21 protein-coding genes, 1 tRNA gene and 2 pseudogenes are annotated in these 21,841 nt (G+C 32.8%); 22 read left to right on the top strand and 2 right to left on the bottom strand.

Annotated elements, in window-relative coordinates:
* Positions 1-14 precede the first annotated feature (14 nt).
* Both glpO and IAE52_RS01870 read left to right on the top strand, forming a co-directional pair.
* Positions 15-1,844, top strand: a complete 1,830-nt coding sequence (glpO, locus tag IAE52_RS01875; protein WP_109990961.1) for a type 1 glycerol-3-phosphate oxidase — start codon at positions 15-17, stop codon at positions 1,842-1,844.
* Between the two features lie 52 nt (positions 1,845-1,896).
* On the top strand, positions 1,897-2,634 hold the full coding sequence (locus tag IAE52_RS01870) for an MIP/aquaporin family protein (protein ID WP_058203085.1): 738 nt from the start codon (positions 1,897-1,899) through the stop codon (positions 2,632-2,634).
* A gap of 473 nt (positions 2,635-3,107) precedes the next feature.
* Here IAE52_RS01870 and IAE52_RS01865 read toward each other — a convergent pair whose 3' ends face one another.
* Positions 3,108-3,950 (bottom strand): aldo/keto reductase, encoded by an 843-nt coding sequence (locus IAE52_RS01865; RefSeq protein ID WP_109990960.1) that lies wholly within the window; start codon positions 3,948-3,950, stop codon positions 3,108-3,110.
* Positions 3,951-4,425: 475 nt separating this feature from the next.
* On the opposite strand from IAE52_RS01865, the gene IAE52_RS01860 reads away from it, so the two are divergent.
* The 9 genes and pseudogenes from IAE52_RS01860 (at position 4,426) to IAE52_RS01815 (ending at position 9,372) form a co-directional block, all read left to right on the top strand.
* Positions 4,426-4,665, top strand: a complete 240-nt coding sequence (locus IAE52_RS01860) for a GlsB/YeaQ/YmgE family stress response membrane protein (protein WP_109990959.1) — start codon at positions 4,426-4,428, stop codon at positions 4,663-4,665.
* A 29-nt stretch (positions 4,666-4,694) separates the two neighbouring features.
* Positions 4,695-5,255, top strand: a complete 561-nt coding sequence (gene amaP / locus IAE52_RS01855) for an alkaline shock response membrane anchor protein AmaP (RefSeq protein WP_047205608.1) — start codon at positions 4,695-4,697, stop codon at positions 5,253-5,255.
* Positions 5,256-5,264: 9 nt separating this feature from the next.
* Positions 5,265-5,453, top strand: coding sequence for a DUF2273 domain-containing protein (locus IAE52_RS01850; RefSeq protein WP_011835142.1), 189 nt, complete (start codon positions 5,265-5,267; stop codon positions 5,451-5,453).
* Positions 5,454-5,473: 20 nt separating this feature from the next.
* Positions 5,474-6,025: an Asp23/Gls24 family envelope stress response protein gene (locus tag IAE52_RS01845; protein ID WP_014017382.1), complete on the top strand. Its 552-nt coding sequence runs from the start codon at positions 5,474-5,476 to the stop codon at positions 6,023-6,025.
* A 143-nt stretch (positions 6,026-6,168) separates the two neighbouring features.
* Positions 6,169-6,363: pseudogene (locus IAE52_RS01840) on the top strand (CorA family divalent cation transporter); the annotation flags it as partial.
* 39 nt (positions 6,364-6,402) lie between these two features.
* Positions 6,403-7,332 (top strand): N(5)-(carboxyethyl)ornithine synthase, encoded by a 930-nt coding sequence (locus IAE52_RS01835; protein ID WP_103054772.1) that lies wholly within the window; start codon positions 6,403-6,405, stop codon positions 7,330-7,332.
* Between the two features lie 185 nt (positions 7,333-7,517).
* Positions 7,518-7,955: pseudogene (locus IAE52_RS01830) on the top strand (DNA polymerase); the annotation flags it as partial.
* Positions 7,956-8,111: 156 nt separating this feature from the next.
* The gene (locus tag IAE52_RS01820) at positions 8,112-8,864 is read left to right on the top strand and encodes a hypothetical protein (protein ID WP_338067085.1); all 753 of its coding nucleotides are present in this window, start codon (positions 8,112-8,114) and stop codon (positions 8,862-8,864) included.
* Entirely contained in the window at positions 8,851-9,372 is a 522-nt protein-coding gene (locus IAE52_RS01815; protein ID WP_085625127.1) for a hypothetical protein, read from the top strand. Before IAE52_RS01820 ends, IAE52_RS01815 begins: the two co-directional genes overlap by 14 nt.
* Before the next feature lie 153 nt (positions 9,373-9,525).
* Here the strand turns inward: IAE52_RS01815 and IAE52_RS01810 are convergent, their stop codons facing one another.
* Positions 9,526-10,440 (bottom strand): Rgg/GadR/MutR family transcriptional regulator, encoded by a 915-nt coding sequence (locus IAE52_RS01810; protein ID WP_085625125.1) that lies wholly within the window; start codon positions 10,438-10,440, stop codon positions 9,526-9,528.
* A gap of 438 nt (positions 10,441-10,878) precedes the next feature.
* On the opposite strand from IAE52_RS01810, the gene IAE52_RS01805 reads away from it, so the two are divergent.
* The 11 genes from IAE52_RS01805 (at position 10,879) to IAE52_RS01760 (ending at position 21,837) form a co-directional block, all read left to right on the top strand.
* Positions 10,879-11,733 carry a class I SAM-dependent methyltransferase gene (locus IAE52_RS01805; protein WP_085625123.1) on the top strand — a complete coding sequence of 285 codons (855 nt, stop codon included), beginning with the start codon at positions 10,879-10,881 and terminating at the stop codon, positions 11,731-11,733.
* Positions 11,730-12,728, top strand: coding sequence for an amino acid--tRNA ligase-related protein (locus tag IAE52_RS01800; RefSeq protein ID WP_233610939.1), 999 nt, complete (start codon positions 11,730-11,732; stop codon positions 12,726-12,728). Before IAE52_RS01805 ends, IAE52_RS01800 begins: the two co-directional genes overlap by 4 nt.
* An 18-nt stretch (positions 12,729-12,746) precedes the next feature.
* Positions 12,747-13,694: an LD-carboxypeptidase gene (locus IAE52_RS01795; RefSeq protein ID WP_109990955.1), complete on the top strand. Its 948-nt coding sequence runs from the start codon at positions 12,747-12,749 to the stop codon at positions 13,692-13,694.
* 121 nt (positions 13,695-13,815) lie between these two features.
* The gene (locus IAE52_RS01790; protein WP_109990954.1) at positions 13,816-15,093 is read left to right on the top strand and encodes an acetyl-CoA carboxylase biotin carboxylase subunit family protein; all 1,278 of its coding nucleotides are present in this window, start codon (positions 13,816-13,818) and stop codon (positions 15,091-15,093) included.
* Complete coding sequence (locus IAE52_RS01785) at positions 15,080-15,523, top strand: hypothetical protein (protein WP_085625117.1); 444 nt, start codon at positions 15,080-15,082, stop codon at positions 15,521-15,523. Before IAE52_RS01790 ends, IAE52_RS01785 begins: the two co-directional genes overlap by 14 nt.
* The gene (locus IAE52_RS01780) at positions 15,493-16,725 is read left to right on the top strand and encodes a hypothetical protein (RefSeq protein ID WP_085625115.1); all 1,233 of its coding nucleotides are present in this window, start codon (positions 15,493-15,495) and stop codon (positions 16,723-16,725) included. The genes IAE52_RS01785 and IAE52_RS01780 overlap by 31 nt, the downstream gene beginning before the upstream one ends.
* Before the next feature lie 58 nt (positions 16,726-16,783).
* Entirely contained in the window at positions 16,784-18,073 is a 1,290-nt protein-coding gene (locus IAE52_RS01775) for an acetyl-CoA carboxylase biotin carboxylase subunit family protein (protein WP_200136638.1), read from the top strand.
* A complete protein-coding gene (locus IAE52_RS01770) occupies positions 18,051-19,226 on the top strand; it encodes an MFS transporter (RefSeq protein ID WP_085625111.1) in 1,176 nt (391 codons plus the stop codon). The genes IAE52_RS01775 and IAE52_RS01770 overlap by 23 nt, the downstream gene beginning before the upstream one ends.
* Positions 19,227-20,466: 1,240 nt before the next feature.
* Positions 20,467-20,539: transfer RNA gene (locus IAE52_RS01765), tRNA-Arg, on the top strand.
* 200 nt (positions 20,540-20,739) lie between these two features.
* Positions 20,740-20,841 (top strand): putative holin-like toxin, encoded by a 102-nt coding sequence (locus tag IAE52_RS11675; protein ID WP_223247201.1) that lies wholly within the window; start codon positions 20,740-20,742, stop codon positions 20,839-20,841.
* Positions 20,842-21,168: 327 nt separating this feature from the next.
* Entirely contained in the window at positions 21,169-21,837 is a 669-nt protein-coding gene (locus IAE52_RS01760; RefSeq protein WP_109990951.1) for a hypothetical protein, read from the top strand.
* The last annotated feature ends 4 nt before the right edge of the window (positions 21,838-21,841 follow it).

Genomic DNA, 21,841 nt, shown 5'->3' with positions numbered 1-21,841 from the left:
AAAGGAGAATAGAAATGGCTTTTTCTAAAAAAACAAGACAAGAAGCAATCACAAAAGTTCAGAATGAAGAAATGGATTTACTCATTATCGGAGGTGGTATTACTGGTGCTGGATTGACTTTACAAGCGGCAGCCACTGGCATGAAAGTTGCTGTGCTTGAAATGCAGGACTTTTCAGAAGGAACATCGTCACGTTCAACGAAACTCGTGCATGGGGGTATCCGTTATCTAAAAAACTTTGATGTCGAAGTCGTTTCCGACACTGTTTCAGAACGTGCTGTTGTTCAAAGTATTGCGCCACATATTCCTAAGCCAGACCCGATGTTACTTCCTATTTACAATGATGAAGGCAAAACGACTTTTGATATGTTTTCTGTGAAAATCGCCATGGATTTGTATGATCGGTTGGCAGGTATTGATGAAGGTTCTCCATATGCCAACTATACCATCTCACCAGAAGAAGTGCTACGCCGTGAGCCACTGATTAAGAAAAAAGGTTTGCAAGGTGCAGGGGTTTATCTTGACTACCGTAACAATGATTCACGTTTGGTGATTGACAATATTAAAAAAGCTGTAGAAGACGGCGCAAAAGCCATCAGCAAGATGAAAGTGATTGATTTTATCTATACTGATGGACAAATCTCTGGTGTTCGGGCGCGTGACTTATTGACAGATGAAGTCATTGAAGTAAAATCTAAACTTGTGATTAACACAAGTGGTCCTTGGGTAGATAAGATACGTTACTTGAACTTCACTCGTCCGATTGTGCCAAAAATGCGTCCGACAAAAGGAGTCCATCTCGTGGTTGATGCTGCCAAATTACCTGTGCCTCAACCAACATATTTTGATACAGGAAAACATGATAAACGTATGGTTTTTGCCATTCCACGTGAAAATAAAACATATTTTGGTACGACAGATACAGATTATCATGGGGACTTTAACGATCCAAAGGTTACTCAAGAAGATGTGGACTACCTTTTAGATGTCATCAATTTCCGTTATCCTGGAGCAAATATCACGATTAATGATATTGAAGCTTCATGGGCTGGATTGCGTCCATTGCTAGGTGGGAATTCGGGTTCAGACTATAACGGAGGTGATAACGGTGCAGTTTCTGAAACTAGCTTTAACGCTGTCGTAGAGGCCGTGCTTCGCTATAAAAATAAAACAGCAACTAAAGCCGAAGTAGAGCATTTATTGAACAATATGGAATCAAGTCTTTCAGAAAAAGGGGACGCGCCATCTTCAGTTTCTCGTGGGAGTTCACTTGAACGTGAGAGTGATGGTTTGATTACTTTAGCTGGTGGGAAAATCACTGACTACCGTAAAATGGCAGCAGGTGCGATGGAGCTTATCTGCCAGCTGCTTGTTGAGGACTTTGATTTGAAATATGAACCAATCGACTCTAAAAAATACCAGATCTCTGGTGGTGAATTTGATCCAACTAAGGTTGAAGAAGTCGTTGCTGAAAATATGAAAATCGGTGTTGTTGCAGGTCTTACAGAAGAGGAAGCGAAATACATAGCAGACTTTTATGGAATGAACGCACTCCAAGTATTTGCCTATGCTTCTGAAATGAAACCTTATGAAGGCTTATCTTTGGCAGAATCAGCCCGTCTGCGCTATGCGCTTGAGGATGAAATGATCTTGACACCGGTAGACTACTTGCTTCGTCGCACTAACCATATTTTATTTATGCGTGAAAGTATAGATAAAATCAAGGTTCATGTCGTCAATGTCATTGCGGACTTCCTCGGTTGGTCTGTAGAAGAAAAAGCAGAACAAGAAAAAGCTTTGGAAAAAGCGCTTCGTGAATCTGACTTATCAGATTTGAAGAAATAAAAATAGTTTGAAGATAATTGAAACAAATAAAAAATAGAAATAAGGGGTCAATATGCACTCAGAAATGGTACAGCTACTTGGTGAATTTTTAGGAACATTTATCTTAATACTTCTTGGTAACGGGGTCGTTTCAGGCGTTGTCCTGAACAAAACGAAAGCAACAGGAGCTGGTTGGGTTGCTATCACTCTCGGTTGGGGATTTGCAGTAATGATGGGGGTTTACATTTCTGGATTTATGTCGCCAGCCCATTTGAATCCAGCAGTAACAATTGCAATGGCAATGATTGGGAGTTTTAGCTGGAGTTTGGTTCTTCCTTATATTATTGCGCAAATGCTTGGTGCAATGGTCGCCAGCATTATCCTCTACCTAATGTTTTACCCTCACTATGCTGAAACAAAAAATCCAGCAGATATCTTGGGCACATTTTCTACAGGCCCTGCTCTTCGTCATACAGGCTCGAATTTGATTAGTGAAATTGTTGGTACTGCAGTATTGACGACAGGAATTCTCGCCTTCGGTCAATACACTATTACGCAAACTTCGGGTGTCTCACCCCTTTTAGTAGGTGCCATTATCACAGCCATTGGTTTATCACTTGGTGCAACGACAGGTTACTCTCTAAATCCCGCACGTGACTTAGGTCCTCGCATCATGCATGCCATCTTACCTATCAAAGGTAAAGGAGATTCAGACTGGTCTTACGCATGGATACCTGTTTTAGGTCCAATCATTGGCGGTAGCTTAGGTGCCCTTCTCTTTAATATGGTTATTCAATTTGCAAGTAATTAAACTGAAATAATATACATAAAAAGAGTTAGACAGAGTTCTAACTCTTTTTATTAAAAATAAATGAGCCATAAGAAAAAATTTTCTATAATCAAAGTCACATAATCAATTGAGAAAAAATTTAATTAAAATATAATTATTGATGATTATGGAAAGTCTGCCCAGCATGTTTAAGTGTTTCCTGCTTGTACTTGATTTCTATTGTTAGATTATACAACCTGTTATTGGTAGTTATCTAAGACCATTCCATAGATATGTTTGATGATGACAATATAAATGTTCTGTAAGGGGGGATATATTATTTAGTTGTGCATGTCATATATTTTTTTATTTCGAATATGGGAATATTGGTGGATTCCTTTAAAATGATTCAAAATAGAAGCTAAAAAACCACTTGAAAAATTTTAGTGGTTTTTTTTGAAACAATTCTTCATATATTCAATTGAAATTAATTATTCAAGAGCAGAGTGATACAATTACACAAATTCTTCATACTCATTAGGATCTTGATTATCTACCCTGCCATTTTCTTGTTTTAAGGCTGTGATTTTATTAATCTCTTCAGAAGAAAGTGAAAAATCAAAAATATCTATATTTTTTCTTTGGTGTTCTGGAGAAGTTGCTTTAACAATAGGTATAATACCTCTTTCAACTTGCCATCTTAGAATGATTTGACCAGTATCCTTATCATATTTTTGAGCTATGTTTTGAATCAGGCTTTCCTCAAGCTCTTTACTACCTCGGCCTAAAGGGCTCCATGCCTGAGTTAGAATGCCATACCTTTTATTAATTTTCAATAGCTTTTCTTGAGGCCAGTAAGGGTGAATTTCATTTTGATTAATTGCTGGTATAACACCAGTTTCTTGAATTATTTTGTCGAGATGGTCTTCCTCAAAATTAGATACCCCAATTGATCTTACAAGACCCCGTTTTTTTGCTGCAATTAGTGCTTTCCAAGCTTCAACATAATTATCCCGCTTTGGTAGTGGCCAGTGGATCAAGTAAAGATCAAAATAGCTCAATCCTGTTCGTAATAAAGACTCTTCAATCATCTTCAAAGCATCTTCAAAATGATGATATTTACCAGGTAGCTTAGTTGTCACAAAAAAATTTGATCGAGGGATACCAGAACGACGAATTGCTTCTCCAACTGCTCCTTCGCTATCATAATTAGTTGAGGTATCAAGTAAACGATAACCGCTTTGTATAGCCGTTAAAATTTGCTCCACCCCTTCATATCCACGAATCTGAAATGTTCCTAACCCTATTTTAGGAATCAAATGTCCATCATTAAGCGTGTGTTTTTCTTGTTCAATCATTTTCTTGTTCTATTTCCTTTCTGGTCGTTTAAGTTTATGAATATTATGTCAATAATACTAAACTTTTGCAGGCTTTCAAAGTTAACAGAATATCTAACCATTAACTGTATAGTACAAAGTTTAACGTAACTATACTCAATTGTGAAATAATATGTTTATAATTGTTTTTCCAATAGGCTTTACCTCTATTGTATAAGTTTTATCATACCAGGAGCAAATCTTCGATGTAAATTTAGATATTAAAAAATGTTCTTTAAAACTTGCAATTTGATGGTAGCATATAATATTATTGTGCTCAAAAAATGAGAGATATGATTAATGTACATTATTCAGTTCTTTAATAGTCTTTCTGAGATAGTTGAAGGTACATATAGTATTAATAAATTATAAATAAGTCATATCTTTTGAATACGCTTTCTAATTGTGTTAGATTAGGGTTAGATCATAAAATGTATTCTAAAGAAAGAGGTGACATATGATTTGGTCATTAATTGTTGGTGCATTAATCGGATTAGTCGCTGGTGCGATTACAAATAAGGGAAGTTCAATGGGATGGATTGCTAATATCTTAGCAGGGTTAGTTGGGGCTTTCGTAGGTCAAGCTTTACTTGGGACTTGGGGGCCATCGCTTGCTGGCATGGCATTAATACCATCCATTGTTGGTGCAGTAATTGTGGTTGCTGTAGTTTCTTTCGTCCTATCTAAAATGAATTAGTAGATCTTAGGATCCAGAAAGGAGGAGTTTTGGCAACTGGAAAGAAAATAATACTCATTATCCTTGATCTCCTTTTACTTACGCTTGTTCTACCAATGACGTGGGATTATTATAATTTCATGGAATATGATTGGATGACAACAACCTCTAGTAACATTCCCTTCATAGGTAAATATATGATAGACTATTTGTTTTGGGGGAACATCGTTTTAACAGTCATATTAATTATCGCCTTGATTGTAATCCTTTTTTATCCTCGAACCTATATGGATGTACAACTCACTTCAAATAATGGAGATTTAACTTTGAAGAAGTCGGCCATTGAAGGATTTGTAGGTGAAAAAGTAAAAGAAAATGATTACCTTAAAAACTCAAAAATCGCTGTTTCACTTTTTAAAAATAAGATAAAAATTGATATAAAGGGTGAGATTATTCCTCGAGTTGAAGTGGCACAAAAAGCCCAAGTTCTGGAACAGGAAATCATTGAAGGGTTAAAAAGTTTCTTTGGATTGGAACATACGGTTAAACTTAAAGTAAAAGTCAATACATTAAGTAAAGATGATAACCCTAAACGCCAACGTGTTATGTAGGAGGGATCAATGGATTATTTCGAAAAAAATCGATACCCAATTATAGGGGGAATCGTAGGTGCACTCATTGCTGTGTGTATCTTCACTATTGGATTTTGGAAAATGATTTTGGTTTTATTTTTGATTGGATTAGGAATTTATATTGGTCTATTCTTAAAAAAATCAGGAATCATTGATCAATTTATAGATCGTAAATAACATTATAAAAGGAGAATATTATGGTACAAGAAAATATGAAAGCATTTGGAACAATGGCAGAAAAAGAAACCCCTAAAACAAAGGAAACCCAACCAGAAATTAAGGGAGCTTTGACTTATGAAGATAAAGTTGTGCAAAAGATTGTAGGACTAGCATTAGAATCAGTGGATGGACTTCTTTCCGTAGAAGGTGGGTTCTTCTCAAACTTAACAGGAAAACTTATTAATACTGATGATGTTACAACAGGTGTTGACGTAGAAGTTGGGAAAACACAAGTTGCAGTAGACTTGAAAGTAGTTACAGAATATCGTAAGAATGTGCCTGATATTTATGAAAAAATTAAAGAAGTCATTCGTAAAGAGGTTGCGGCAATGACAGAATTGGAAGTTGTTGAAGTTAACGTAACAGTCACAGATATTAAAACGAAAGAGCAACAAAAAGAAGATGATGTAAGTATTCAAGATCGAGTGACTAGTGCGGCTCAAACAACTGGAAAATTCACCTCTGAACAAGTTGATAAAGTAAAAGACAAAGTAGAAGACAATACAGATAAAGAAGCTAGAGTTAAATAAATTTCTAGATAAATCGTGATTAACAAAGGCCTCTAATATGAGGCTTTTTTAGTAAGTGACTTCAATTATATAGTTTTTTATTTAGATAGAAGTATCAAGTCAAATAGGTCTAAGGAGATCTTTCATGATAGACTATATGGAAGCAGTCGAATAATATTATGAAAATATTAACTGAGCTTACCATTGTCTTAACAATACCAACAATTACTTACGGGTTTTGGGGAAATCTCAAGTTGCCTTTTCAAGTCGTCCATTATCGTTCGTTATTTGTAGTGGTTGTTTCGCTTCTAATCAGTGTATTAGTTTGGTACTGGTTAAAAAAGAAAAAATCTTTTTAGAAAAATTTATAAAATTATAAAAGAAAAGAAGGAAAAACTATGAAAATTGGCCTAGTAAAAGCAAACTTCCCAGGAGAGAGACGAGTGCCACTCTTACCAAAAGACATTAAAGATTTTAAAAATGAAATATTGGTAGAGGAGGGGTTTGGTAAATTTTTAGATATTGATGATCAAGATTACATTGATAAAGGATGTCATATTTTATCAAGAGCTGAAGTTTTTGCGGAATCAGAGGCGATCTTCTCACTAAAACTCATCCAGCCCACTGATTACTCTCATCTTAGAGAGGGGCAGATGATTATAGGGTGGACACATCCTTTTGGTTCAGGACAATCATTCATGAAAGAGCAAGCTCTACCTAAAAAGTTAATTGTAGTAGATTTAGATAGTAATTCACCTTACATTTATTATGAAAATGAGATATTTGAATCAGGTATTCCGAAGGGGCTATTATATAAAAATAGTTTTTACGCAGGATATGCAGGGGTTATAGATGCTTTATTGCAATATGGACTTATCCCAACTGAAGAGACAAAAATAGCTATTTTAGGTTCTGGAAATGTTGCGCAAGGTGCCTTTAGTAGTATCTCAAAATATTCCTCAAACATCCGAATGTATTATCGAAAAACAATGTCAATTTTCAAAGAAAATTATACAAAGTACGACATCATTATCAATGGAATTGAAATTGGGAAAGATGATGATCCAATTTTAAGTTTTTCAGAACAAAAATCATTGAAAAAAGGGACATTTATTATTGATATAGCAGCTGATGCTGGAAACACTATTGAAGGAACGCATTTTACCACTATGGATGCCCCGATCTACGAAAATGATGGAAAATACTATTATGTTGTTCCTAATACTCCATCACTCATCTATCGAAATGTGAGTCAAGAATTAAGTAAGATTTTGAGTGAGAATATCTTTAGTGAAGATTGCTCACGATTTTTAAGTATTAAATCTTGAAGAAACAATTATATTTTTATGAGTAAGGATTCCATTGCCGCAGCAGCAATAGTAGCAAAAAATATATTAGCTCATTCTATCAGAGGAAGGTCTTTCGACTATTATAGCTTGAACTTAACTTTAAAAATCCACTATTATACTGGCTTTTTTTAAGTATTAAAATCTGATATTGAGGTCGGTATTGTATTCAAAAAAATCTTGAAGTTATTAATATTTTGACAGAGATTACCTCCATTGATGAGATTCATGCCTATTCTATTGATGAATCATGCCTTGATGTCACAGAATCCTTAGATTTTTTCTTTCCTGAAATTACTGACAAATACGAACAAATGGATAAATTAGCTCAATTACTTCAGCGTAAAATTTATCATCAAACTGGTTTATACGTTACAATTGGGATGGGGGACAATCCACTCCTTGCAAAACTTGCGATGGATAACTACGCAAAGCATAACAAAAATATGAGAGCACTGATTCGTTATTAGGATGTGCCTACTAAAATATGGTTAATAACTGATATGACTGACTTCTGGGAAATTAATGTAAGGACTGAAGTACGTTTAAATTTTCTCTTAAAACATTCTCTTAGTCTATCTGATTTTCTTCAAAAAGCAAAGTTACTTCATGTTGAAGTTGATGTATCTGGAAAATACACGACTTATCGATTGACGGATTTTGAGCAAAAACGTCCGATCCGAGATAGCAGTTTAATCTCAAAAGAAGATAAAAAAAGAATGGATGCTCACCCTGAAAAAAGAATTTTCTAAAAAGAAGAAATTGAGAGACGGTGCGAAAAAAATGTTCAGAATCATTCAATTGTCTTTGGTCAGTCAGAAATTTTTAAAGAGTATCAAAAACAACAAAAATGGTTTAAAGAAAATTTAGGAATTCGGTTAGTCGTCGAACCTTGGCAAATTGAATCGAAAACACCTGATGCCATTCGAGTTTTTGTGGAGGCAGGGCATCGTAAAGGAACCGTAAAAATTGAATCGACTTTTATTGATAAAGTAGGAGAAAATTTTGAGCTTCATCTTAATAATTTTTCAAAATTTAAGTTTTTAGACGAGAGAAACCAAAACTATTCATCTATTCTTTTAGGAAAAGAAATTATCGGTCAACTCTCAAAAGAAAATGAACGTATCCCTACTAGAAAAAATTATGGAATGAACTATGTGCATGACTTATTTGAAGCAACAAACTTACTAAGTCGTCATGGAATTAGTGGGCAAGAATCTTTCAAACATCTCGGAGAAGAGTTTATCACAAATATGGAAAAGGTAGAATTAGCACTTGAACAATTAGATAAAGAAATGCTTACTCAAACAGAACGAGTGAAATTCAATCAAGAGAATCCTCAACTCATTGAACAGCTCAAACAATTACAAAATGAACATAAATCTTTAGAATCAGCCTACAAAGAACTCACAGATGAACTTGAAATTTACGATCAAATTGAAAACTTGCAAGCTCAAAAACAAGAAAAACGAACTTCACAAGAACAGGAGAAGCAGCCGCATGTCAGAAGATAACTTTCAATCCCTCGATAAATTAGAACAAAAGATAGAGGCCCGTCGGTTAAAAGAAAAGTTTTATGAAAAAGAATATTCAAATATGGATCCTTTATTTATGACCGAATATCTCAATACTAAACGAGCCTTTACCTTTAATCAAACCTCAGATTTAGGTTTTCCTTATTGGGAATATTCCAATCTTCAAGTAAATATTTTCTGTCTAGGTCGTCTTGTTTTTAAAGAGTGGGGACAAAAAATGAGTTTAAAAACTTTCTTTAATCTTGAATCAGGTTATTTTGGACAGGGACGATTTCTTACCTATCGTAACAGCAAGGAGCAGTATATGCCTACAAAAGGACACATAGATTTAGCTGAAGCAGAAATCGGAGAATATTTTGTATTAAAGCTCAAAAGCAAAGCTGGTGGTTCATCATTCATTGAAGAAATTTGGACAGTTGAATATGACGAGAATTTAGCTGAATCTATTCAAAAAATTTTTCAAGAAGTAGCTAGTAGGGATGAGTAGTGATATATTTGTTGAAAATAAAAAATTGGCTAGCAATTTGCGTAGCCATTTTATTTTTATTCTGCGAACAGAGAGGGAAAACTGTCCCCCCGTACAGGCACCACAACAGTATTTCTGCACAGAGCTATTGTTTTTTAGGTTACTAATATAAACTTAGGTATGATCGTTACGTAGGAGTTCGTTGATTTCGTCAGCTACCCAATTTGCTGTTTTTGAGCAATCACAAAATTCTAGAATCTCTTGACACTTTTTCATAATTTCTAGGGCTGTCTCATCTCCAGTATGATAGAGGCAATTAGCCTTTGTGTAAATTAATGTTATTTTTTCGAACATATAATAATCATGAATATCGCTAGTTTCTAGGTACCTTATTAACCTTCTTGCAGGTTCATAAGTACCATTTTCTACATAAACTTCGATAATATTTAAGACAGTTTGGATAATAGCCTGCTTAACATAAGGAATATTATTGCTGGTTTGAAAGGGAGAAAGCATCTTTTCTGTAAGCTGCATAAGATGAATCAAATCAATAAATTTAGCGCACTGCCCCAAAAGAGCGACGTCATATTGTCCCCATTCTTTTAAGGAAAAAAGATAGTTTTCTAAGAATAAAATTTCTTCCCTATTAATATAATAATTAGAATCCATGAAAGAGAGAATTGACTTTGCACGGATATAATCTAATTTTAATTTTTTACTAATTGGTTTAGAATTTGAGACATTTAAGTGCTGTTCCAGATTATTAACAATTTGATGTAATTTAGCAGAGTTCCTTTCTACGAGAGCTTTTGCCATCTCCATATTAAATAGTAGCAGGTCTCGTTTTTCAAGATAAAGGTTCAATGCATTTTGAAACTCGAACATGTTGACATTAATATTTTGGAGGAGATTAAAAAAACGATCAATAGAAATCATAGTTTTACCATTTTCAAAATTTGATAAATGGGTTGGAGAAATTTCTTGCCCTGATGCTTCCTCCTGTGAAAATCCTTTTGCTACTCTGAGATTTTTAAAAACAATCCCATATGCTAGCTCTCTATCAGAGTTACGTTCTATTGTTTTTTTCATTTTTTCCCCTCCTACATTTTATATTGTTCAAGTATGAATAATTATGGTTATCCATGAAGTAGTTAACTGTAACTAGTAATTTGAAGATTTAACGTCACAGATTCAACCTTTATATAGTTCAAAAATTCTCATGTCTTCAATTGACAATTAAGATTAATACTATTATAGAATAAGATTGAAGAAAATTCACTTTTTAGCTGACAAGAAATATCTGAAAATTAAATATAATAGAGAATTCAGCATAATATTAAATTAAACAGTGAAAATGAATTTTAAAAAATTTAGAGAGGGAGTATGTTATGAAAAAATATAGATTAGGCAAGTTATTAAGAATTTTGATCATTCTAACTATTGTGGCGTTAACTTATCCAATCATCAATCTCTGAGACAGTTAATATGATTTAAAAATTTTAATTATATATAGAAGTGAGGAACAGTATGATCACAAAAGAAAATTTAAACAAAATGAACTACAACGAACAAATCGCTATTATTGGTGAAACTAATCGACCTCCTGGAGGAATTCGAACAATTATGGATCTTGTTAAGAATGTTTACTTTACTCCTGATACAAAGATTCTTGAAATAGGGACTTCAACTGGGTTTACTGCTGTAGAATTAGCTAAAAGAACAAATTCAAAGATTACTTCTATTGATATTAACGAGGAAAGTATAAAAATTGCAAAGGATAGAGCTAAGGAACATGGAGTTACAGATAATATTAACTTTTTAGTGGCTGATGCAATGAATCTTCCATTCCAAGATGAAGAATTTGATATTGTGTTTTCCGGGAATATTATTTCATATATACCGGATAGAGAAAAGGCGCTTTCAGAGTACATGAGGGTTCTAAAAGATAACGGAGTGTTGTTTGCTACACCTATGTATTATTTGCATGAGCCTAATAATTCTTTAATGATGAAGGTAAGAAATGCTCTTAAGATGGATATCAAAATTGACTATGAATCTTATTGGCAAAAATTTTTTGATAATCCAAACTTAGAACTATTTTTGGAAGAAAAGTTTGATTTCGATTATATATCAGATTTAAAGATAGGAAAGTATGTTGAGGATATTCAAAAAACAAATGAAAGGTTTTTGAATGCTCAAAATATGGATGATGAGACCACTCAGGAATTTCTAAGGTTATATAGAGAAAATATTTATCTGTTTAGAGATAATCTTTCTAATATGGGATATTCGGAACTATTCTTAAGAAAAAACAAATTTAAATTTGATAAAGAACTTTTTTTAGCCAGTAAAAGAATAGATAAAATAGGGAGAAAAATATGACTGAAGAAATGAAGAACTTGAGTAGAGTAAGTGAAGTGCTTACTTCAAATTGGTATCACTGTATGTTTCAATGCTACTCAGATATTGTATTTTCCACTTTCAAATTTTATAGTGAAAAAGAAGAATTTGCGGCAGCAACTTTACCTGTAACAACAGGGAGTATTTCTAGTCCAATGGGATTGGGCTCGGATTCATTACCTGTAGAGATAAAGCTTTTTAATCAAAAGACATATCTTGCGGATTCTATGCAATTTTTATTAGAGTACAGTCTTCGGTTTGGGAAAAAAGGTGTTTTCTACTTGATGCCTACCTTTCGTGGAGAAGATTCTGATGAAAGGCATTTAAATCAATTTTACCATTCGGAATGTGAAATTGTAGGCGGACTATCAGATATAATCCGATTATGTGAGGACTATATAAAGAATGTTACGAGATATGTTATTTCTCAAAATTACTACAAAGAAAGTGTTTCCGAGGATAAACTGTCAGAAGTACGGTCAATAATTAATCAAGAAAACTTTCAACAAATCACCTTTGATGATGCAGTCAAGCTTTTAAGGGACAATAATATTAAGGGAGTTGGTAATATTGATGGTGTAATGACTATTAATTCAGTTGGAGAAAAATGGTTGATTAAACATTTTGATGGAGTAGTTTGGTTGACCAAATTTCCTCACAAGGGAGTCCCTTTTTATCAAGCATATGATAAAAAAGATCCAAATGTAGCTTTGTGTGCTGATTTATTAATTGGGATGGGAGAAACGTTGGGTTGTGGTGAGAGAGCAAACTATAGTGATGTGCTAAAATCATTGGATGAACATAAAGTTAGTCATGAAGAATACGAATGGTATATCTCAATGAAAAAGGAATTTCCACTGAAGACGAGTGGATTTGGAATGGGTATTGAAAGATATATAGCATGGCTGTTTGATATTGATGATATTCGAAAAATCCCTTATGTATATAGAGAAAAAAATAAGATTATTTATCCTTAGGGGGTTATGGAGGAATAGATGAAAGATAAAGTCGTGATTTGGTCACCAGCTAATGATGGGTTTTCTATCACCCCAGACAGTATTAAGAGGGGAAAAAGTGTTTTGGAACTTTCAGGGTACGATGTACACTTTGATAGCAATGCATTTAGAAGCTACGAAACGGGAGTGACTTCTAAAGTTTCGAGATTAAATGTTCTGAAACAACTAAATGGAAATCTTGAAAAAATCGTATTGATGTCAACATATGGTGGATATTCTGCTAATCTTATTTTAGACGAATTGCGACTTATTCAAAACATGAAAAATGTTATATTATCTGGAAAAAGTGACTTAACATGTATTTTAAATGGAATTTATACTAAATATAATATAAAGTCAATTTATGGGATTGATTTTTCAAAAATTTGTAATCCCTACCTTGAAGAATCTGACAAAAATAATATTTTAAGTGCTTTGGCGCTTAAAGATATTATCTTTAAAAAACAAGAAAAATTCAATGATGGTTTTTGGTATTTACACCCACCAAAGAATTCTTTTAGTTATAAATGGGAGGTGTTTGGAGAGTCAATTGGACGAGAGATTACGGGAATATCAGTTGGTGGAAATATGGAGAGCCTATTAACTCTTGCTGGTACTGAATATATGCCAAATTTTACAAATAAGATAGTAGTTTTAGAAACGATTCCAGACATTTCAGTAGGGCAATTTGTCATGCAATTGAAAGCAATGGTGATGGCTACAAATATTTGCAAGGCAAGAGCTATAATTTTTGGGTGTTTTGAACCTGGCTCTTGTTTAAATGAAAAAAAAATCATTGATTTTATTTTATCTGAAATAAAAACGCAGTTACCATCTGTTATCTCGAATGTTGATTTTTCTCATACTGAACCATCTTATCCATTTTATATTGGTGGGAAAATAAAATTAGATATTATGAAAAATGAAATTACGATTAGTTGGGAATAAAGTACATTACTTTATCTCGAAATAGTATTTACTGATGATTAAAAAAAATATACATGCCAAGCTTAACGGCTTGAACTTTGACAGTAGGAAACTGCACTAAACAAATATAAAGGAGGAAAAAATGAGACGATTAGCATTACTTTTACACCACGCAGGTACAGCTCCTGATTTGATTTATCCTAGTTTAAAGAAGCTTGAGGACGTTGAAATTGTTACTTTTTATATTAAGTCTAAAACAAATGCGGCCTTAAATAGAGTTTATGATGAGTGCGTTGGAACTATTGGGCCTAGTATTGAGTGCTCCAATGAAGAAGATATGTACAATAAAGTCATAAAGTATCATCAAAAATCGCCAATTACAGGGGTACTTACTTTTGCAGAAATGTTGATAAAAACTGCAAACATGCTTTCAAAATTACTCGGAAAAAGCTACATGGAGGACAGTACAATTGTAGCTCTTCAAAATAAATATGAACAGCGGAAGATACTGAAAAATAATAAGGTTTCAGTTCCCAACTTTTATGAGATTTTGTCTGAGAAAGATCTACGTCGTGCAGCTGAGGTTATAGGATTCCCGGCAATTTTAAAGCCCAATTATGGTGGTGGAGCGTATGGAATATTTGAGGTTCACGATTTTGAAACTTTGGAAAAAAGGTATCAAGAAGAGCAAGAAAAATTTGAAAATATAATCCTTGAGGGAGAGAAATCTACATTTAATCTTGAAGAAGTAATTATCGGGGAAGACTGGCAAGTAAATGAGAAACTAGCCGATTATTGTAGTGTTGAAACTATTGTTCAGAATGGTAAGATTTTTCATCTGACGGTCAGTGACAGAACAAAATTAGTTCCTCCTTTTAGAGAAAGTGGGTACATTCTTCCTTCTTCACTTGCAATGAATCATCAAGATGAAGTTAAAGAACTTACAACGAGAGCTTTAAAGGCCCTAAAGGTTAACAATTTAATGACACATACGGAAATTAAATTTACAAAAAATGGTCCAAAGATTATTGAAGTAAATGGACGTCCTGGTGGAACAGTACCTTTTAGACTAAAAAATGCAACAGATGGGGAATATGATTTATTTATTGAATTAGCAAAACTGGCGCTAGGGGACAAGATTAATCCAAAAATCACATATAAAAAATTCTCTGCCTCAAAAATTAGTCATTGTCCTGAAGGAAATTGGAAGATTAAAGACATTAATTTTGAGAAGTTAAAAAATATTCCATCACTTACTCTGCTTATACCAATAAAGAGTGCTGGTGATTATGTTGACTCTTATCGAGGCATTGAGGATATCTTGGGGCTCTATTATTTAGAGAATCCGAATGTTAACGAACTTATTAATGATATGGTAAGCATTGATGATCTTCTAAAGGTAGAATATGAAAGAGTCTGAGAATAAGATAAGGAACATGTTGGTTAAAGTAGGCTTTTCTGAAATTTCTGATGTGTTTGTAATCCCACAACGTAAGGTATTTATCGGAAAGAATAAAATTTTTTATAATTATTATCCGTTATGTTTTAAAAATAATTTAAATAATAAAGTTTATTATTTAAGAAGCAAAGGGGATTCATTTTGCATTACCCCAACTCAGTTATTGAAGTTTAAGAGAAGTGCAGTCTTTAGTATCGGTAAAGGAATAGATGATGGCAAGGAGAAAGCAATAATCTTAGTAGAGGCTTCATCTAGTAATCGAAAATTTGTAGCAGAAAAAAATGAACAGCTCAGAGAGAAATTAAAGGAATTCTCTTTTGCTGCGTATAAAATAAATATAGTTGAGGAGTTTGGAAAGTATTGGCTAAGAGTTTGGATAATAATGAAATAAAAAAGTATTTGGAGCAATCCAAATTTCTGATTTCTGATGGTTATGGACCAGGGATTCCCATATTTTTATCCAAAGGTATTCATGTAGTTGATTTCTTTAATCAGTTATTTACTTGTGCTTTATTAGAATCAAATATTAATTATAAAAAATTTAATTGTCAACAATTAATTTCAAAAACGGATTTTGAAAATCTTTATAGTCATATAAATGATTATTCAGGAGAAGTCCTGTCTTTTGGAGACAACATGTTGATGTCTGATCCGTTAGCTCAAACATTGAAAGAAATCAAGAAAAACATCGAAACTAACGGAGAAGTTAACCTTTTAACTATTTCAAGTATTTTTAGAAATAAAAGTAGAGGGCTAATTCCTTTATTTAAGGATAGAAATATTTTTCCAGTAGTCCAATTGGACCAGGGAATTAATGACTATGATTTTGAAAATAATTTAACAAGTTTAAAAAAACTATACTATAATTTTTATGAATCTATAGGGATTAAAATATTATTCCTAGAAGCGAAAGAAGTCCCAGAATATGCTGAATATGAGCTATATTTTCTATCTTCTCTTGATAATAATTTTACAAAATTAGGAATGATATACAAACTATCAAAGAAATTTAATTTAAACTATGGAATTACATCTCAAGTTTCGTTAGTAAATTCAGGGTTTTCTGGGAAAACTCTGTTTATGTCTATAAAAAATTTCTCGGAAGCTTATAATAAAAACTGTCTCCCTCCATATTTAATTGCATCAAAAATTTTGTTAGTTTTTGATGATTTGAGCCGTAAGGATGAAATTGAGGACGAATTGGATAAGACTGGAATCACTTATGTTTCTCAACTTCATAATAAAAAAAGTTTTCAGAGTTGGAAGGATTCTGAAATGTTTTACTTCATATTAGTACATAAGTTTTTTACCCTTCATGAGCGTAATGGACAAGTTTATGAATTTGATAATTTATATGAACTTTTAAAATATCTTGAAAATAATTTAAGGGATAGCCTTAATCAAAGCTTCATGCATTCAAGTGAGAAATTACAATGTAATTTGGAAGGAAAAACAAAAAATGTATGTCTTAATTGTTGGAGGGGAGATTACTATGGTCTAATTTTGTTAGAGGCCCCTAAACAATGTGAAAGATGTGGTAGAGATATTGATAGAGCTATTTTCACAGAAAATTCGAATAAAAGATTTTATTGATCTAATTTTTAGGATGTGAAAGAATGATTCAGAAATTTTATTTACGAGGTTATTAATTATGAAAAAAATAATGATTCTAATAAACGATATAGATCCTAATATTTATGTTGATAATATTGATACTTCAATTTATGATTCTACTGTCGTTTACCAAAAACCAGTTTCCAAGGCGATGGAAAATAAATTTAAAATATGTATAGAGAAGTATAATGTTTATACATGGATAATGGTTGAAAGAAAAGAAAACTTAATACCAAAAGCAAAGGAATTGGCAATTAAAGAAAAATTTTCCACTATTATTTCTTTTGCAGAGGACATGATAATTCCAACGGAGTACTTAAAAAAAGAAGTAGGAATAAAAAACCGATATGAGGAAATTAAAAATATAACGAATAAATTTTATCAAAGAGAAATGGTTTCAAAGTTCTATCCAGAATTATCGACGGTTGCTCACAAAATTAGGGATAAAAAAGATGCAGAAGTTATAGCTAAAAATTTTGAGTTTCCCGGTATGTTAAAACCTGTTTCTATGGCTGGAAGTCGTCTGGCGTACAAAGTTGAATCTAGAAAACACTTTTTAGAAGTTATAGAAGAGCTTGCTAAAGAGGAATTTTTCCACACAGATTTTATTTTAGAAGAATTTCTCCTTGGTTCAGAATGGTATGGTAAAGAGAACGTTTTTTTCGATGATTATGTAAGCGTAGAATCAATTGTTTCCAACGGGAAAATTACTCATTTAGCAGTTTCAAGTAAGCCTATAATTGCTAAACCATTTAGAGAAACGGGATTGGTTGTTCCTAGCACGCTATCTCAGAGCAAACAAAATCAATTATATGAAGCCGCTAGTAAAGTTATTAGAGCTCTCAATTATAAGAACGGTCCTACTCATATTGAGTTAAAATTAACACCATCAGGTCCAAAACTCATTGAATTCAATCCTAGAGCAGGAGGGCCAGTTCCATTTTTATTTCAAACAAGTAGTGAATATCCTATAATTAATCAAATTATTCAGTCTTATCTTGGAGAAGAAGTCGGTAAGTTTTCTTGCTTTAATAACTCGTCAGCGTTTTTCTCTTTTCAAGTAGGAGAGGGAGAGAAGGTTATTTTAGACGAGATAAATGATAAAGTTACTTTTGAAGATAAAAATATCAAAGAATTTTTTATTTTTAAACACAAGGGAGAAATTATTGATCCTGCTATAGGAACCTCTGCTATGATAGGGTTTGCTTATGTTGTAGGAGAAACACCTGCAAAATGTATGGAAATAAGAGATAAAATTTGGGATAAAATAAATGTAAAATATTCAGAAAGTAAAGGATTTAAAAATGAATATAAGGGCGATAGTTAGGCAGTATTATTTTTTAGTTGTTTTATTTGCGGTTGTGGACTTTTTATTTGGTTCTGGATATGTGGCTTTTATGAGTCATTGGGGACTATCAGATTCATTGATAGGATTAATCCTTTCAATTTGGTCGGGTGTTACTTTGCTTTTTGGAATCCCATTTGGTGTTGTTGCAGATAGCCTAGGCCGAAAAAGAGTAATGGGAATTGGATTTCTTATTTGGGGAATTGGATTATTACTTTTTTCTCTATCAAGAGACCCTCTAGCATTTGGAATTGCGATATTTTTAATTGCGTTGGGTCTTGCGATAATAGGACAATTACCATTGTCATGGTTTGTTTCGACCTCAAATAAGTTTGAAGGAAGTGAAGTTCAAGATAATGCAATTCCTTTTGCTGGGGCATTATCCAAAGGAGTATCATTTTGTGCTGGAATATTATTTACTTTGCTAGTTGTAAATTCTAGTGGCAATATACCTTATTATGTTGCAGCAGTTCTTGCAATATTTACTGGAGTAGTAGTTTTAACAATATTTCAAGCAGATTCAAAGAAAGAAAAAAATACTAGAACCTTACTGGCTAATATTAAAGAAACTCTCCCCTTTTTGAGAAAGAATACGGTATTATTACTTTTTTTCATAAAGTATTTTTTAAGTGGAATTGCAGGGCAACTCTTTGTATTCTGCTGGCAATTACATATGGTAAACGAATTAAAGGTTGCTGAGGATAAATTGGGAGTTATTTTTTCGTTTTTCATACTAACACTTGCATTAGGTTATTATTTTACCTCTAAGATTGGAAAAAAATTTAATAAAATCAATGTTTCCTTATTTGGTAATATAGTAATACTAATCTCATTCTTAATGATGTCAGTAGGAAATAGCTTTGTTAGTTTTTTAATAGCATCTTTACTTTTTGAGTTTGGCTTAGGTGTTGAACAGGGAGCGAATTTAATTTGGATACAGCCAGAAATTAGAGAAGATATAAGAGCAACAATTTTGTCATTGCTTCCTGTGATTTTAGGGTTGGCTAGTCTTTTGGCAAGTGGCGTTATTTCACTTTTTTTGTCACAAATTGGCTTTAAATTGTTATGGACACTGTCAGCAATTTTAACTGCTTTAGCAATATTATTGCTAGGAATAATTAAAAAAATCATATAACAGTATCTCAAATCACACTTCTTATCATAAATCATTATCCGTAATTTACTTCGTTACCTTCAGCGTAAGCAGCTTGGCGAATTGGTAAGTGAAATTATCAGGAAATAGATGAACAGATTATCGTGATACGAGGAGAATGGGAGGATACACAGAGAGTGATTGTTATCATTAGAACAACCCTAGTACTAAAAAATAGCCCTTTTCTTTGTTATTTTTCAATTGCGAATAAACCTTTTGTGATTAATAAAGATGCTTGACGCAACCTTTCAACTATTATGAAAAAGAAGTTAATCTTAGATCTTAATGTAAAAAATCTTATACCACCAGTTTCTTCTCAACCTCTTCTTATTAGACAGCTGGAGAAAAATTATGATGTGAAATCAACAAGTTAAAGGTAAGGGGGGATTCTGGCTGGGTAAGGTTTGTTTGGCTGGAGTGTGACAATGCGAGAAAATTGATTGTTTCTCGCTCTCGAGGTGTTTTTTTGCCTAGAAGAGCGTATTGATTTACAATTAAGCATTAAATTTTATATAATCAAAGTGTAGATTGTTAGTATAAACGCTCCATCCGTCATTGGGGCGTTTTTTTGTTTAGAAATCGCTTGACAATAAAATAGAAGATATTTTATTATCAAGGTGTCGCTTGCATGGATAGCGGCAATGATTTTCTTTAGGTTCGTACCAGTGATGTTTTACTCTGGTATAGCCCTCTCTAAACAAACGCAAGGGAACTTGTATGGAAGTTCCCTTGTTTTTTGATGTTAAAGATAAAATTTGACAAAAAATAATTGCTTATTTTATAATTAGTATGTAGCCATATTTGGTAAATCCTGTGAGACAATTTTCCTTGGGTATGGCTACAAACACTTAAACTCCTTTATTAGAGTAGAAAACTCTCTTTATCGGAGAGTTTTCTTCATGTAATTTGACAAAGAATAGACTCATGTTTTATAATGAAAATATCAGTGTTTTGCTGTGAATGATTTTTTCATAAAACTCTAAGGAAGCCTCTTTATCAAGGGGCTATTTTTATTTTGTGACCTTATTATTGAGGCTCGCAAGATATATGTTATAATAGGACTCTTAAACATGGGTGTCAGTGATTTGGTGGCATTTTTTATTTTTTGTGGAATATTGTATAATGATGTTAGTGGGCGAGAATAAGATATTATTTTTTGATAACATTGATAATCTGCAGTGCCGTCCACACTTACAACATAGTGCTACAGATTATCATAATCGGTTCTTTAGTTCAGAAGGATAGAACATTTGCCTCCTAAGCGAAAACCGCTGGTTCGAGTCCAGCAAGAACCATAAAAATACTCATATAAACTTCTTTTAAGAAGTTTTTTTCTTTACTCTTTTGTGCCCCTTAAAAAACATAAACAGGAGCTATTCAAAATGGCTTGTAGAGTAGAGGCTTTTTTTGTTATAATAAATCGTGTAGAGTTTATGGACGGTAGCCTGATTGGGGGTGGTGCTTATGATTATTTCGTGAGCATACCTCACAAAACATGAAAGGCGAATATTTTTTGACTGTATTTCAGGCATTAAGTCTCATGATAGCATTTGCTACATTGATGATTCTTGTCATAAATACAAGTAACAAAAAATGACCGTTCAGCTTAGTAGGCATTGACGGTCATTTGACTTAAAAACTGCTACCGTTCTTAAAACGGCTACATTAGGACTTGTTGATGCAAGTCCTTTTTATGATTTAATTATATCATAAATCGAGATTTAGTAAAGTCAAATTTACTCAACCCTTTATGTGAAAAATCAAGTTTAGAAACTAAAAAAGTAAAAGTACGGTATTTAGTAATGGCTCAAAAAAAAAAGAAAAGACAACATTTCGTTCCTCAACATCTCCAAAGGAATTTCGCATTAGAAAAAAAAGAAAATAGAGTTAGAATCTATATAAGAAAAGAAAAAAATTTGCTGATGTGTCAATTAAAGACAATCTTCAATCATCTTATTTTTATGGAAAATCAGAAAAAACTGAGACAATATTTAGTGATGAAATAGAAGGCCCTATAAGCTCGGTCATTGAAGAGATGATTAAAAATCCTAAAAAATTTATGCGAAAACATAAACTTCTTGACGAAGATACATTAAGGTATTTTTATACTTTAAAAAATCGCTCAGTAGGCACCGCAAAAATTTTAGAGGGCATTACAAACCAGATAATGAAAAAATGGGAAAATTCTACGAACTTCGATGAATCGCAAAAGGCTCTACGCAAGGAATTTCAAGAAAAAATGATAGATACAAATGAGTTGAGAGGTATAGGGGCATTAGTTGAACCAATCAATGAGTCTCGAGATGAAATATATAACGGAAAATATATGTTGGTAGAATCTGAAAAAAGACTTTACTTATTAGATGAGGCGAATACTTCAATTTTCCCTCTATCGCCCAATGTATTGCTTGTTATAGGTGATATGGTCGAAGCAGTAAAAAAGTCTTTTAATATACATTCAAAATCATATACTATTGATAAAATTAATAGTTGGGCGATTAATAAAGCTACAAACGTTGTTATTATTGGTCCCTATACTACATTGAAAGATATCGAAAGACTGGATAAACACTCTTCATCACAGAGGTTTTAGTATA

This window comes from Lactococcus sp. S47, assembly GCF_016517475.1.
Classification (GTDB): Bacteria; Bacillota; Bacilli; order Lactobacillales; family Streptococcaceae; genus Lactococcus; species Lactococcus lactis.
The sequence above is the reverse complement of the archived record's forward strand: the minus strand, read 5'-3'. Positions and strand labels throughout refer to the sequence as shown.